The organism is Providencia heimbachae ATCC 35613, assembly GCF_001655055.1.
Classification (GTDB): Bacteria; Pseudomonadota; Gammaproteobacteria; order Enterobacterales; family Enterobacteriaceae; genus Providencia; species Providencia heimbachae.
The window spans coordinates 26,383-40,779 of the sequence record NZ_LXEW01000015.1; the positions used below are offsets into that span (position 1 = coordinate 26,383).

Annotated in this window: 14 protein-coding genes; 4 read left to right on the forward strand and 10 right to left on the reverse strand. The window is 35.9% G+C overall.

What is annotated here, in order from left to right:
* Positions 1-33: 33 nt before the first annotated feature.
* From cheW to flhD, 6 genes are all read right to left on the reverse strand, one after another.
* Complete coding sequence (gene cheW / locus M998_RS03980) at positions 34-531, reverse strand: chemotaxis protein CheW (RefSeq protein ID WP_068442563.1); 498 nt, start codon at positions 529-531, stop codon at positions 34-36.
* Between the two features lie 16 nt (positions 532-547).
* Positions 548-2,617, reverse strand: a complete 2,070-nt coding sequence (cheA, locus tag M998_RS03985; protein WP_068907674.1) for a chemotaxis protein CheA — start codon at positions 2,615-2,617, stop codon at positions 548-550.
* Positions 2,618-2,728: 111 nt separating this feature from the next.
* Positions 2,729-3,649: a flagellar motor protein MotB gene (motB, locus tag M998_RS03990; protein ID WP_068907676.1), complete on the reverse strand. Its 921-nt coding sequence runs from the start codon at positions 3,647-3,649 to the stop codon at positions 2,729-2,731.
* Positions 3,650-3,656: 7 nt separating this feature from the next.
* The gene (gene motA / locus M998_RS03995; protein WP_068442555.1) at positions 3,657-4,544 is read right to left on the reverse strand and encodes a flagellar motor stator protein MotA; all 888 of its coding nucleotides are present in this window, start codon (positions 4,542-4,544) and stop codon (positions 3,657-3,659) included.
* 98 nt (positions 4,545-4,642) lie between these two features.
* The gene (gene flhC / locus M998_RS04000; RefSeq protein WP_068442552.1) at positions 4,643-5,233 is read right to left on the reverse strand and encodes a flagellar transcriptional regulator FlhC; all 591 of its coding nucleotides are present in this window, start codon (positions 5,231-5,233) and stop codon (positions 4,643-4,645) included.
* Complete coding sequence (gene flhD / locus M998_RS04005; RefSeq protein ID WP_068442549.1) at positions 5,230-5,580, reverse strand: flagellar transcriptional regulator FlhD; 351 nt, start codon at positions 5,578-5,580, stop codon at positions 5,230-5,232. Before flhD ends, flhC begins: the two co-directional genes overlap by 4 nt.
* A 1,621-nt stretch (positions 5,581-7,201) precedes the next feature.
* On the opposite strand from flhD, the gene M998_RS04010 reads away from it, so the two are divergent.
* Entirely contained in the window at positions 7,202-7,642 is a 441-nt protein-coding gene (locus M998_RS04010; protein ID WP_068442547.1) for a type II toxin-antitoxin system HicB family antitoxin, read from the forward strand.
* A 552-nt stretch (positions 7,643-8,194) separates the two neighbouring features.
* On the opposite strand, the gene eptB is transcribed toward M998_RS04010, so the two are convergent.
* Positions 8,195-9,847 (reverse strand): kdo(2)-lipid A phosphoethanolamine 7''-transferase, encoded by a 1,653-nt coding sequence (gene eptB / locus M998_RS04015; protein WP_068907678.1) that lies wholly within the window; start codon positions 9,845-9,847, stop codon positions 8,195-8,197.
* 380 nt (positions 9,848-10,227) lie between these two features.
* On the opposite strand from eptB, the gene M998_RS04020 reads away from it, so the two are divergent.
* From M998_RS04020 to M998_RS04025, 3 genes are all read left to right on the forward strand, one after another.
* A complete protein-coding gene (locus M998_RS04020) occupies positions 10,228-11,022 on the forward strand; it encodes a hypothetical protein (RefSeq protein WP_068442542.1) in 795 nt (264 codons plus the stop codon).
* A 74-nt stretch (positions 11,023-11,096) separates the two neighbouring features.
* On the forward strand, positions 11,097-11,435 hold the full coding sequence (locus M998_RS19525) for a hypothetical protein (protein WP_145980646.1): 339 nt from the start codon (positions 11,097-11,099) through the stop codon (positions 11,433-11,435).
* Positions 11,393-11,728, forward strand: coding sequence for a P22AR C-terminal domain-containing protein (locus M998_RS04025; RefSeq protein ID WP_068442540.1), 336 nt, complete (start codon positions 11,393-11,395; stop codon positions 11,726-11,728). Before M998_RS19525 ends, M998_RS04025 begins: the two co-directional genes overlap by 43 nt.
* 229 nt (positions 11,729-11,957) lie before the next feature.
* Here the strand turns inward: M998_RS04025 and M998_RS04030 are convergent, their stop codons facing one another.
* From M998_RS04030 to M998_RS04040, 3 genes are all read right to left on the reverse strand, one after another.
* On the reverse strand, positions 11,958-12,896 hold the full coding sequence (locus M998_RS04030) for a hypothetical protein (protein WP_068442538.1): 939 nt from the start codon (positions 12,894-12,896) through the stop codon (positions 11,958-11,960).
* 83 nt (positions 12,897-12,979) lie between these two features.
* On the reverse strand, positions 12,980-13,741 hold the full coding sequence (locus M998_RS04035) for a YidX family protein (protein ID WP_068442536.1): 762 nt from the start codon (positions 13,739-13,741) through the stop codon (positions 12,980-12,982).
* 87 nt (positions 13,742-13,828) lie between these two features.
* A complete protein-coding gene (locus M998_RS04040) occupies positions 13,829-14,245 on the reverse strand; it encodes an SEC-C metal-binding domain-containing protein (RefSeq protein WP_068442533.1) in 417 nt (138 codons plus the stop codon).
* Between the last annotated feature and the right edge of the window lie 152 nt (positions 14,246-14,397).

A 14,397-nucleotide genomic window follows, 5' to 3' on the forward strand; every position in this document is an offset into this window, starting at 1 on the left:
ATTAATTTTTGAACAATATTTGAAAGCGGAGTATTACTCCGCCATGCTGTCGATCAGCGCCATTTCATCGCTAGTCAGCAGTTTTTCAATATCAACCAAAATCAGCATCCGATCGTTCACGGTACCAAGTCCGGTTAAATATTGAGTCGATAGCGTGACAGCAAAGTCAGGTGGTGCTGCAATTTGTTCTTCATTAAGCACTAAAACATCCGATACACCATCGACCACAATACCCACTACACGGTCTTTTAAATTCACCACAATAACCACGGTATTGTCGTTATAAACCACATTTTCATGGGAAAATTTCACGCGCAAATCAATGATAGGAATAATGACGCCACGTAAATTCGTAACGCCCTTTATAAAATCGGGGGTATTTGCAATACGCGTCACTTGCTCATAGCCTCGAATTTCCTGCACTTTTAGGATTTCAATACCGTATTCTTCTTCACCCAGTGTAAAAATCAGGTAGCCTTCGCCATTTTTTTCTTCATCAAGCTTATTTAAATCATCATCAAACATAGACATGGTGTATAACCTCTATTTAGTGCACGACAGGTTGCACAACCTGTTGTTTCTTTTTAATCAAAATGCTGTTATTCATTTTTTGTAATTCGGCAACATCTAAAATCAGCGCCACCGAGCCATCACCCATAATAGTTGCTGCAGAAATACCGGGGATCTTGCGATAATTACTTTCGATATTTTTCACAACGACTTGTTGCTGCCCGACCAATCTATCGACCAACAATGCAAAACGATGACCCGCATTTTGAATAATCAACACGATGCTATTATCTAAATTGCGCTCGGCGCCCGTAATACTAAAGACTTGATGTAATTCGACTAGTGGCAGATATTCTCCCCGCACTAACAGCATTTTTTCTTCACCGGCTAAGCGGTAAATATCGTCTTGCCGAGGTTGTAATGTGCTTATAATGGCACTCAACGGGACGATAAAGACGTCATCCGCAACTTTTACGGACATACCGTCTAAAATAGCCAGTGTTAAAGGCAATAAAATACGAATAATTGTGCCTTTACCTTCCGTAAATCCGATTTGAACACGGCCACCCATATCCTGAATATTTCGTTTCACAACGTCCATGCCGACGCCACGACCCGAGACATCGGTAATCACTTCCGCCGTTGAAAAACCGGGTGCCATAATCAGCATTGCCACTTCTTCATTGCTCATTGACTCATGGACATCCATTCCTTGAGAGCGCGCTTTAGCTAAAATACGTTCACGATTTAAGCCAGCGCCATCGTCACGAACTTCAATACAAATATTGCCGCTTTGATGTGCCGCTGCGAGGGTGAGTGTTCCTGCCTCCCGCTTACCATTAGCAAGACGAACTTCAGGTTTTTCAATGCCATGGTCAAGGCTATTGCGGACGAGATGGTTGAGAGGGTCAACGATGCGTTCAATCAAACTCTTATCAAGTTCAGTGGTACTTCCTTCCACTTTAAGTTCGATTTTTTTCCCTAATTTTGAAGCTATATCACGAACCATTCGAGGAAAACGGCTAAATACATAGTCCATTGGCATCATGCGAATAGACATAACGGACTCTTGTAACGCCCGAGAATTACGCTCCAATTGCACAATAGAGCTCAGCAAATCGGCATGTTCATTTTGATCAACCGTTTGGCTGTGCTGAGTCAGCATTGATTGAATAATAACTAACTCACCCACCAAGTTTATTAGCTGATCAACTTTCTCGACAGCAACTCGAATGCTACTTGAATCACCTTTAGATTTTGTTACCGTAGCCTTAGGTGACGCGCTTACTTTCGGTGTTTCTACCGCTTTAACTTCCTCTGCGATATTCTCTTGGGAAGTGGGTTCTGCAATTACAGTTTCAGTCTCAATATTGCTATCAATTGCTTCAATCTGCGATTGAATAAAAGGCAAACAATCATCAAAATTAATAACTTGGTGACTAATTTGTGATTCATCCACGACAAAACAAAGAACCCCACAAATATCATCGAGTTGTGTATTCGTTCCTAACCAAGCTTGTAGGGTATTTTCTGTTTTATCTGTGTGATACAAGGTGCCAAATAATCCGAGTTCATCCGCAAGTAAATCAACCTCTGTACTTTTCAGTTCATTTAACGTGATGATGAAATAGTGAGAATGCTCGCCTGTTATTGTTTTAATTTCGTCGCTTTCATTAACGGATTGTATTGAGTGTTCGACAGGCATGGATTCGATCATTTCTTCCGCACGATGCTCTACACTGCTTAGCACATCATAAATACGCTTGAATGTTTCTTCGTCGGGTAATACACCATTTTTATAAGCATCCAACTGGGATGCCATCACATCTTTGGTATCCAAAAATATATCGATGATATCGGGAGTAAGAGTGAGCTCATCATGCCTCGCTTTATCCAGTAGGTTCTCTAAGGTATGAGTGGTATTTTGCAACTGAGTGAAACCAAAAGTTGCCGCTCCCCCTTTAATCGAATGGGCACTACGGAAAATGGCATTTAGCTGCTCGCTATCCGGGTCAAAAGGATCAAGCTCAAGTAAATGTTGTTCCATATCCCTGAGCAACTCATCGGCTTCATCGAAAAATGTTTGATAAAACTCGGTAATATCCATGGTTTTTATCCCGTCTCGCTTAGGTTTCACTTAACGCTGACTGCCGGACAACCCAGCAGCGCAACTAAAATAGATTAATGTTTAATATCATCGATTTGTTTATCGGCACATTCATTGCTGAACTTTAACCGTCACAACTTCATTCATTGTGGATATTGGTGTGAGCTTTGGCTCTTTATTCAGCACATCATTGATGGGCGTTGCCCCATCGTATTCACGTAAAATCTGTTTTGTCTCTTCATCATTCAAAACAATAATGCTTATTCGTCGATTTACGGGAGCAAGCCCATTTTCTTTATCTAAGTGAATAGATGCTGCCATTCCCACCACACGAAGCACCTTATTTTCATCCATACCACCAATAATTAATTCACGACGTGAAGCATTTGCGCGATCTGATGAAAGCTCCCAGTTACTATAATTTGCACCATTTGCATAAGGCAGATCATCGGTATGCCCTGAAATACTAATTCGATTAGGGACATCATCGAGAAGAGGTGCAATTGCACGTAAAATATCGCGCATATAAGGCTCTACATTGGCAGAACCTACTTTAAACATTGGGCGATTTTCACTATCAACGATTTGAATACGTAAACCGTCATTAATCATATCGATGAGTAAATGAGGCTTTAATTCGTTCAGGCGAGGGTCTTTTAAAATGGCTTGTTCAAGAGACTGTTTTAATTTTTCAAAGCGATAGTTAGCTTTACCTTCAATCATATTATTGGGTTCAGGGAGGACATCCCCCTCACGGTAAATCGGGTCTTTTCCGCCACCCGGAATAGGATTTGTTGCATCACCACTTTTTTTACCGGGGTTTATTGCGGTGCTCAGTGGAGTGCGAAAATATTCAGCAATTTGGGTCAATTCTTGAGGGCTAGAAATAGAAATAAGCCACATTACGAGGAAGAATGCCATCATCGCCGTCATAAAATCTGCGTATGCAATTTTCCATGAACCACCATGGCCCACTTGGTGGTTTGAGGAACGCTTTTTAACTCGAATAATGTGAGGACTTTTCGCTGTCATCGACCCGCTACTCCTCACTCGTTTCTTGTGAGCGATTACCTATTTTCACTTCGCGGACCCTATCTTCAAGCTCTAAGAATGAAGGTCTATCGGCACTAAATAAAACTTTACGACCAAATTCCACCGCAATTTGTGGGGCATAACCTTGCAATGCAGAAAGAAAAGTCACCTTAATGCATTCCATCATTTTTAATTGTTCGCTTGTCCGTAACCGAATTAGCGACGCTAATGGTAAAATGAATCCATAAGCCACTAAAATACCAAGGAATGTACCAACCATTGCATGAGCGATTAACGCCCCAAGCTCACCCGCAGGACGATCCGCAGATCCCAATGCATTCACAACCCCTAATACAGCCGCAACAATACCGAAAGCCGGCATTGAGTCTCCTACCATATTTAAACCAGAAGCGGGGACTTCATTTTCTTGGCGAAAGGTTTCTAACTCTTCATCCATCAACGCTTCAATTTCATGACTTTGCAGATTACTCGTGACCATCAAACGTAAATAATCCACGATAAACATTCGCATTGATTCATCTTTCAAAATTCGGGGATATTGTGAAAAAATCTCACTTTCTTGAGGGTTTTCAATATCTTTTTCTAGTGCAAGTAACCCTTGCTGGCGAGATTTATTCAACAATTGAAATAACAATGCCATTAAATCCATCGACATGGCTTTGTTATAGGAAGAACGACGAAAAAGGCGAGGTAATACTTTGCATAACGCAATAATCGATTTACCACTGTTACCAACAACAAAGGCTCCTAAACCTGCGCCTAAAATAATAACAAATTCAGCTGGTTGATATAGCGCGCCTAAATGACCACCAACCATAAGGTAGCCACCAATAACCGCAACTGTAACAATGATATACCCGATGAGTATTAACACAATATTCCCTTTCACTCCGTTGGTTAACAGATGGCAGTCAAAGGGAATATTAGGTGTGACAGGCAAATATGTTTGCCTGGTTTACCAAATCAATCCAATTACATTACCGCTTTAGTAATGCCATCCTGTCGATATAGCGTAATATCGGCGAGATGCTCGGAAAGTTTACGTTTTTTTATTGCTCGTGATGGAGGCTGACATAAACTACAAGTAAAACTATTTTCTGGGATGTGTGCATAGGTGATAAATGAACCACTGCAGGAACGGCAATCAGAACATTGCAGCATGCCACTTTCCACAAACCTAACCAGTGTCCAAGCCCGGGTTAATGCCAATACAGGTTCTTCTCCTGGTGATGGTGGGCACTGTTCCAAATAAAGACGATAGGCTTTCAGTATTGCATCAACACCGTGACAATGACCGCTTTTAAGTAAAAATTGGTAGGCATTATAAAACATAGATGAATGAATATTTTGTTCCCATGTCATAAACCAATCTGTTGAAAAGGGTAACATTCCTTTTGGTGGTGGGCAGCCTCTCAGCTCTTTATACAGGCGAACCAGTCGCCCACGGCTGATTTGTGTTTCACTTTCTAACATTTGAAGGCGAGCACCCAATGAAATTAACTCCATCGCTAAACGGATGTCATTAGCCTCTTTGACAATGCTTTTTTCAGCTACGGTGCTCATCTTTTTCTCGCTATTTCAGTCTTACCCTCATTATGCGTTTGCAATAGTCGGGTCGATAGTAGGATACCTGTATGAATTTGTTGTAATTCATCAACCCTAGAATCACGTGTTAATTTCTCTATTGTGTCGCTACTCTCAAATCTAAATTGACAGATTAGCTGGTTTGTTTCTGCTAATTTGACTAATTGAGGAAGTGAAAGGTCTGCTAAAGTAGTTGCCATTGCATCAGAAATGCCAAGGCGAAACATTGCGGACGCTTTTTCTTGAGAGATAAGTTTTTGGGCTAACAGCAAATATGAGAGGTTAATATCGTATATATGCTTCAGAAAATCTGTCGTCGAGCTCATTTTTTTTCCTTTCCGAATATTTATCAACATCTGTGTGCAAAAGAACAAATATGAAATTGAAAGTATTATGTGGACCAAATTTTTAAATATAAAAGTAAATAAACTAGATAACCGTATTCCATTACGTTCCCATGTAATCCGTTTTCAAATACCCAGTTTGGAGTATAAAAACACAAGTTTTCAATCTTAAATTAAATACATTTCCTGAATACCTACAAACAATAAAAAATGACTAAAAAATTAGCATTTTCAGTAAAAGTCAGATTTTGCCGATGTCATTATTAGTCGTTATTTATTATGCACCACTAAATTAACTATTCAAGATACTTATGTTTCTTTTTGCCTTATTAGATAACAATCCATTGATACATTAAAAAATCTTCATTATTTCTATATATTGCCCCATCTTATCTTAAATATCTACGATATTTTGGATCGACTTAAATCAAATGACAGGATTTTAATCAAACAGATTACTCTCATTATGTGATTAGTAAGGTTAAAAACCCACTCATAACTTAAAAATCGAAATATTGATCCAAATCAATATTTATTATTAAGAAACCCAGTTGGTTATAATATGGATTAAATTTTATCGGCATATTGAGAATAAAATTTAGTCATTAATTTCAATTGGTTTTATCAAGGTATTAGCCTTTATTCAAAATTATTCAATTCCTACCTTTATGGTTGAAGGCTTCTTTTTGTCATACATATAGCGCAAGACGAATCAAATACCATTAGATAAATTTAACATTCATGCAAATTACCAAATAACGTCACATTAATAAAATTAATTAAATTTCTAGATAATTATTTATTTCTGATTTTAGTTAATTTATCGAAACCTTGAATGTTATTCCATAATTCATTCTTATTTGATCGTTATTTTGTTATTATTTCATTACAAATTTATTTTAAATAAATTAATTTTCCTATTTTTTCTTTAGAAAGATGAAAAAATATTTTTTTTAATAAAAAGATCAACCTACAGCATCTGTCAATCGCCCCCTCTTTGCAAAAAGTAAAATTTTTTCACGTGTCTGCTCTATTTTTTACATGCTTTTCATACGGTTTTGAAAAATTTGATTAGTTAACTAAATAAGTTTATTTCGGTGTTAGTTGATCGGTAATTTTACTTAGCAATCATATTGTATAAGCTGTAACCATTAAGAATATAATAACATATAGTTACAATAACAACTGATCACTATATACTTTTATTTTAACAATTCATCTAATAATGATGATTTCCTTAAGTGAAACCCCTTAGTTTTCTCCCCCCTTTTTAAATAAAACTATTCGCTTTATTTAAAATAATTCAGTGAAGATAAAACAAACAAAAATTGCCCAAAATATCCATTTTTAATAAAAAAAAGATTATTAAAACTGAGACTTACTTCACATTCAATTTCTGCCTTTCCTAATAGTTTCTTAATAAAACTATTTTGTCATTGACCTATTTTGTGACGTAGAAAAAATAGACCTACAATCCCTCCTGTATTCATTTCCCTCGAAGCAACAATTAACCAGATGCTTTTCGCTAAATGAATTATACTCCCAAGGATAGACCAAGTGACAAAATTTTAATTTTTTAAGTTGTTAATTAATAAGGGAAAATATGTTTAATTATCTGGCAACCGTAGAATTTATCGAAGATGAAGGTACATACGAAATTAGTTATTGTGACTTCCCCGATATACAAGGTGTCGCATATAAAGAAGAAAATATTGAGTTTGAAGCTGAAGAAACATTAATATCGACAATTGCTGAACTTATTTCGTCAAGATTACCTATTCCACTCCCTACAACAACGGTAGCAGATGCATTTTCAGTCCATTTACCGGTTCTCACCTGCTTAAAGATTGCATTAAATAATGCTATTATTCAATCGGATACACAAAAACCCGACCTTGCCCGTAAACTTAATCTTAATGCCCAGCAAATTGAAAGATTACTGGATATTCGTTACGCATCAAAAGTAGAGATACTTGAACAAGCTCTCTATTTACTCAATTTTGATATTGCCATAACGGTCATAAAAAGATCTTTTAAAGAATAACACAGCGTAGTTTTAATCATTATTACTTATGACAAACATAAAAATACTCATTTAGTGGTATTCATAAAAAGAAATGGAGTTTTCTTTAATTAAATAGCCAAAACTCCATTTAATTGACTTATTTAACTATTTTTTGTTTAGATAACAGTCTTTTTGATAGACTCGTTTATCAATTGTTTATTATTTATATTACTTTAATTTTTATTCATGCCTTTAAAATAGGTTTTATATAACCGAATTATTAACCATCAATTAGTTAACATAAAGACAAATACATTAACAATTCAATCAAATGATTAAAAATGACATTTCAATTTGAGATAAAAAATAGCCCCCTCGGACTCAATTTCTCTTTGGCTTAAATTGTAAACATTATGCCTATTGGTGATTTGGCTACAATAAAAAACCTCGCTATACGAGGCTTAATCACTACGACTTAAATTACAGCCCATACTTGCCTCATCTTGGGCATATGCTGTAACGACGGCTGTTAAAAAAGCCTCTTAATCATATTAATCTCGATAAGAGGCTTCGAATATTTATTAGATATAATTATCTAAAACATAGATTATTTTTATTGTTTATACCGCCATCGGTAGAGGTATAGCCTAAACAGCCAAGGAGACTATCAAAAATTTCGTGATGAAAAAATGTCCGAGATTGGCTATTTTGTTTTAGGTTGTCATATAAGCCTTTGTTATTTTCCATATAGGTATCCGACATCCAAACAATCAGAGGTACTCTAAATTGCTCAACAGGTGCAATTCTGCGCGGTGTACCGTGTAACCCTTTATTTTCCTCAATAGATTCACCATGATCAGAAGTATAAAAAACAATCGCATTTTTATCTTTCAATCTATCAATTAGGTTAGAGATTACCGTGTCCGTATACAGGATTGAATTATCATATGAATTAATTAACTGCTCTTTTGAACATTTGACAGCACTATCGATGCATTCAGGCATAAATTTTTTAAATTCGGCAGGGTAACGCTTAGAATAAAGATAATGCGAACCTTTGGTATGCAAAATAATCAGATTCATACCACTGGTCTTATCTTGTATGACATTATCAACTTCATCCAATAATAGTTCATCATGAATTTCCTTACCACGCGAACTGTTTTTTGAGGTGATCATTTCACGTATAAGGTAGTTATCAACATCAAGTTTATTATAAAACCAGACTTCGCTTTGCATCGAAAATAAGTTGGATGAGAATCCGAGCTGTTTCATGACAGAAAAAATATTGTTTTCGGTAACGGTACGTTGCTCGTTATCTTTTACTCCACCTTCTCGAACAAACATACATCTGAGTGATAATTTGGTTGAGGTATCACATGAGGTTCCTTTGAATGCAATAACATTCTTCTCACTCGCCAACCGTGGAGTCGTTTCTCTTTGGTAGCCTAACAATTGCATATGATCCCAACGCGCCGTTTCTCCTATCACAAAGACCACATAGACATCTTTATTTTTTTCATTTGGCTTATAGGTAAACTTATCAAAGGGGTCTAACAAATTAGTCTCATTAAAACTATCATCGTATTTGACGATGCCATATTGAACTAAAGGGATCATCCAGTTTGTTGGCAAATAAGAGTAGCCAATGCCACCACCATAGCTTGATATATCAATATTTTTTTTACTTTCATTCTCTTTTTGATAAGAATCGACAAGTTTGATATAGGTAAAAATGAGTAGCGGAATGAGGATAAAGGTAAATAACCTTAATAGGCGGCTTCGTTTTTTGCTCAGTACCGTTTTTTTTGTAAGCCAAATGAGTATTACTGGTGGAATCGAGAGTAAAAGGAGCCAAATAAAGAAATTATTGTCAATGACTTCCTGAGATAAATCAATATCCGTTGTAAGGGTTGAGATTAAAATCCCATAACCAACCACAACATCATAAAATGTAATGTAATAACTGATAGCAATACTGATTAATATAATTAATGTAGATAAAAGCTTAAAGCTAAACAATCCCAGTACAGCAACTAGCCTAAACAAAAAAAATGAAAACAAGATATTGACGATAATTTCCGCCACTAAGTATAGGTATCCATTGTTTTCATTGAGTAATATCTGTGAATGAAATCTTGATATATAAACAGAATAATTTAAGAAAAAACCAAGATAAATTGCAAGAATTATAGAAACTGCAATATCATTCCTTACTACTTTTAATAACAAACCCTTATCCATTTAAACTCATCACTTACTTTACTTTCACCATAAAAGAAAATTAGAGTGTAACTTTAGGGTTAAGTTCAAGCTAATCATTGGCCATTACACAGAACTTCAGCGCAGGAAACTGTAAAGATAATATCTTAATTGTTTTAAAGGCTACTAGGTTTCCTTTAGCAGGAGGGCGCTGGCTTTTTTTTTAGGATCTCTTTCTCCATCCTAAGTTCTTTTTTTTCCTTTCTAAGCCTTAATAGCACCACTCTCTCATCTGAATTCAAGTTGCTACCTGATTGCTCGGCTTCGAATTCTGCTTTCCAGTTATAAAGTAATTTTGTAGTGGCACAGTTAATCGAGGTATAGTTGCTAACTATTAATACTCCCCCTTCAAGGATATTCTAATGTACAAAATTATCCCTATTATTCTTTCTCTGATATCAATAAATTCATTTGCTTTTAATAATAGTGACCTTGTTGGTATTTGGGCTATGGTTCCACTAAAAAATGGCATTGCTAATGTGGTTGAATATAAAGCAGATGGCTCATCCATACTACAGCCCTTCAATTGTTCAAAGCCTGATAAAAAGGATGAAAGCGAGCATTCAAGCTATTCAATTAATAGTGAAAATGATGTAATCGCACATAAGTCTGAATTTGGTAACTTTGATTTAAAAATATTAGAGATAAACCAAAATACGATGAAATTAGAACAAAAAATAACTGATGATTTCAGTGTTTCTCTGCTGTATATCAAGGTAGATAAGGTTTCCCCCTTATGCTACCTATACGCAGGTGCCGTAAATGAACCACCGAAAACAGGATATACGTCGAATGACTTTACGCCATCACCTGTAATACCTGCAAATGCTGACATTAATAAATATATAGGGAAATGGGCTCTCGAAGATGATATACAAATTGAAATAGCTCAAGATAAAAACGGACAAATATTTCTAAAGAAAGACAGGAGTGAAAACTGGAATCACTTATACAATAATGCTCGCTGGATTAATAATGAATTGCATTATGAATCTTATAGCTATTCAGACAAAAAAAGCCTATATAACCACCCTTTCCATAAGTCGCAGCACAGCTCAATTCTTAAAATAATATCTGATGAAAAATTACTATATTCATTTTTTATTGATGATAAGCAATATGACTATGAGTTAATAAAACTACAGACTACAAATTAATCGCTTACTCGAAAACAAGCACTACAGTTAATTATTAATTCTGCTATAAAATAGATCAAATATGAAAGTATAGTATGCACCTTCGTGATGCATACTATAACGCATGGAATGTTTTTGAGGCACTGGAGGATTTTTATTTTGCCAAGAAAGAAGAAGCTCAACAAAAAATAAGCATTCGTCAATCAACAGCAAAAGAACTTACTCCGCTACGTCAAACTGCCAAGCGTTTAATTGCTACTGGTATCGCTAATATTTACCCTGATACTGGAAGTACGTTCACAAGGAGTTCGGTGTTGAGCATATCAATGAGCTTTTTCCTGAGCAGATACCGCAAGCTATTTCTTATCTTGATGCGCTTGAAGGTGAGTATTTGCCTAAAGAAAACAAACCTGTTATTGGTGGAGCATTCCTAATCGATGAAGAATTACTTAATCTTTGCTATGTGTGGAATGATTCAACAGTAATGATCCGTAATATGCTAGATATTGAACCGTTATTGCAAGTTGCAGAGCACAAACTAGCTGGATCATTTTATGAAAAACCACGGGATGCAATGAGAAAAACAAATGCATTACGCCGAACAATTGAAAGGGCTACCCAGCACATTCAAATAAAGCGCAATGAAATGAGTGCGTGGAATATATTACACCGCATTCGTATTCCTGCCTTGGTAATAACCACCCAGCCCAAGGACGGGCTAGATTAGCTATTGAGCGTAACTGTGTTATTTGTAGTCTAGCGCTAACGCTATAGCAACAATAGTCATAACTAAAGCGCCAATGCAGATAAGTACGATAATGCACCCTATTGTCTTTTCAGTTTTGTTTTCCATCTCACTACTCCACTATTCAATTTAGGTTATGTTACTTTATTGGGAGTGCAAATTGAAGCAAACAGAAAACCTGCCGAAGCAGGTTGATATTATTTTAAAGTTACTATTCCGTAGTAAAGAAGTAGGTTTTTCCCTCTTTTACTACCATGGCTGGAAGGCCATATTTGTACATTGGTTTAAAATAAAAAATAAACCATGGTGGGAGGTTTTCACTTAATTTTTGTGCAATTATCATTTTTTTTCTTTGTAGAACCACATCACTAGCAATTGTTCTCGCAGGCATTTCGACTGGATAAATATCTATGCTTGATGGTAGCACTCGATCATCATTCCTAGGCGTAAATAAATAACTCTTTCCTGTGCTATTTAATGGTAAAAATGATGGTGTTGTATACTCTCCTCGCGGAAAGCCTTGCGAGATGTATATGCTTGAGCATTCACGTTTTTCTTGTTTTTTCCGATCAGGTATAGCACACACTATATTCTTATCATGTTGATCAAAGTATATGTCCGCCAATCTTGTCGTTTGATTATAAGCGCCGCTCATTGCAGCCTGTATGATGCCAGTGTCTCCACCATAACCATCTTTGTTATTTCTATCTTTATATCTATTATTTGCATTACCGTATGCTTTTCTTATTGCGTTCTCCATTGTAACGACAACCAACTCTCTTGCATCTTCTGGATTTGCAGCTAACTCATTAGGCACCCAAACAAAAAGGCCATCTATTTCAAAATCCTGACTAGACCAACCAACGTTATAACTTGGCATTACAGACGAAAAATCCACAAGACTTAAGTTATGCTCTTTATCGCTTAAATCTTTCCATTTCCATTCTGGATTTCCAGATATATTCTTAGCTATATACTCGGCCTTAACATCTTTGAACGCTTCTTTTTTTGCAGCAGTAGATATGTTCCATGCATCACTATGCTTGTTATCATACTTATACTTACCCATAGTTAAATCATGGACATTTGATAAAACCGCTGTACATCCAGTAATCAATAATGCAAATAAAACTACCAACCCCTTTTTCATACATCACCATATTTTAGTTAAGTACGTGAATACTAGGATAGATGAAGAATTCAGGCAATAAAAAACCCACCGGAGCAGGTTATTCATTGGGGCTTATGTTTGCTAAATGCGTACATAACAAAAATAGCAGCAGGTGGCATGACAATCACATCAGCCACAATAGTAAATGGTGTAGCTATTATCTTTGCGGCCAAATTCCCAGTACTAAAAGATTTCTTATCTTCAGCAGAATATAGCTCAACTGTATATAACTCATTAAGCTTATCGCCTGATATTGCAGGCAAATTCATATCATTTCTGTCAATAACATACCCTTTAATTGGTACTGTTTTTATCCAAGATGATTTACTATTTCCTTCAGACTTTTTCTTAAAGCCTGCTTGTTCTAATATTTTTATCTGTTCTTTTGTAAGTTTATAATTAGAGTCCGTGTAAACAAAATAATCCTGCATAAATTCAATCGGTGACTGACTGTTGCTATTTGGAAGTATTTTTATTCGAATTATTCCCTCTTGATTATCAAATGCAGCTAACGGTATTTTTTTAACTATTTCATTTAACTCCATTAATTCAGTAGACCCGCTAGTCAATAAATAAGCATATTTTTCTCCCGCGAAACCAAATCCAGAATTTGGAATATTTGCATCATCTGTATCTTTTTTTGTTGTTTTACCTTGAATTTTAATGTTTTTATATTCAAAAGTAGTAACTATCTTATCTGTTAGCTTAACAACATTTTGTGATTTTGTTTCAACCGTAGGATTATCTTCCCAAACACTTTTTGTTATACATCCAGTAGAGCTTAAAATTGACACGCTCAAAAAACACGCAAGTAATTTATTCATTCCATTGCCTTAATAAGTTTAGCTTAAGTTCATAGAATGTTATTGCAACACTTCATTTATGGCAATAAAAAAACCACCGGAGTGGGTTCACTTTATATTTCCATGGCAATTTTTATATTTTTTACCACTACCACAATCATACGGGTCGTTCCTTCTTATACGGGTAGGCTCATTTTTATCAATTTCGGTTGTTTCACTTACGATTTTAAAGTGATTTTTACTTATATCATCAACTATGTCTTTAAAGCCCATAATTTCAGATGCATGTATAACAAAACCTAAATTTAACATTGTACTGGTAGTGAATTTAGCATTTTTCTGCGAAGGTATTTCCGAATTAATAATTTTTCCCTCTATAGTCGCGACAGGCCCGCCCCATAATACCCCCAGCAACGAAACTCTACTCCCTACTCTTATCTCACCATCATTATCTACATAGCTTCCTATATTTGCTAAAAATACAGGCGAACCACTAGAGCCAGGAAAGCAAGCAGCATCAATCAAAAATTCAGATCTTCCGTTATATTTTTTTTAGGGTGAGTTGCTGTGATCCCCTTTCTAATGATTGGAAGGTTATTTACTTCATCCCATAGTGAATTTAGGTATCCTCGCCTTCCGGCTTTAAAAGGTCATCCGACCGTTCGTTATGTGGTATC

What these genes read in the sequence shown, in the direction of transcription:
- cheW (WP_068442563.1), bottom strand. Translation starts at nt 531, where the DNA reads ATGTCTATGTTTGATGATGATTTAAATAAGCTTGATGAAGAAAAAAAT.
- cheA (WP_068907674.1), bottom strand. Translation starts at nt 2,617, where the DNA reads ATGGATATTACCGAGTTTTATCAAACATTTTTCGATGAAGCCGATGAG.
- motB (WP_068907676.1), bottom strand. Translation starts at nt 3,649, where the DNA reads ATGACAGCGAAAAGTCCTCACATTATTCGAGTTAAAAAGCGTTCCTCA.
- flhC (WP_068442552.1), bottom strand. Translation starts at nt 5,233, where the DNA reads ATGAGCACCGTAGCTGAAAAAAGCATTGTCAAAGAGGCTAATGACATC.
- flhD (WP_068442549.1), bottom strand. Translation starts at nt 5,580, where the DNA reads ATGAGCTCGACGACAGATTTTCTGAAGCATATATACGATATTAACCTC.
- M998_RS04010 (WP_068442547.1), top strand. Translation starts at nt 7,202, where the DNA reads ATGTTTAATTATCTGGCAACCGTAGAATTTATCGAAGATGAAGGTACA.
- eptB (WP_068907678.1), bottom strand. Translation starts at nt 9,847, where the DNA reads ATGGATAAGGGTTTGTTATTAAAAGTAGTAAGGAATGATATTGCAGTT.
- M998_RS04020 (WP_068442542.1), top strand. Translation starts at nt 10,228, where the DNA reads ATGTACAAAATTATCCCTATTATTCTTTCTCTGATATCAATAAATTCA.
- M998_RS19525 (WP_145980646.1), top strand. Translation starts at nt 11,097, where the DNA reads ATGCACCTTCGTGATGCATACTATAACGCATGGAATGTTTTTGAGGCA.
- M998_RS04030 (WP_068442538.1), bottom strand. Translation starts at nt 12,896, where the DNA reads ATGAAAAAGGGGTTGGTAGTTTTATTTGCATTATTGATTACTGGATGT.
- M998_RS04035 (WP_068442536.1), bottom strand. Translation starts at nt 13,741, where the DNA reads ATGAATAAATTACTTGCGTGTTTTTTGAGCGTGTCAATTTTAAGCTCT.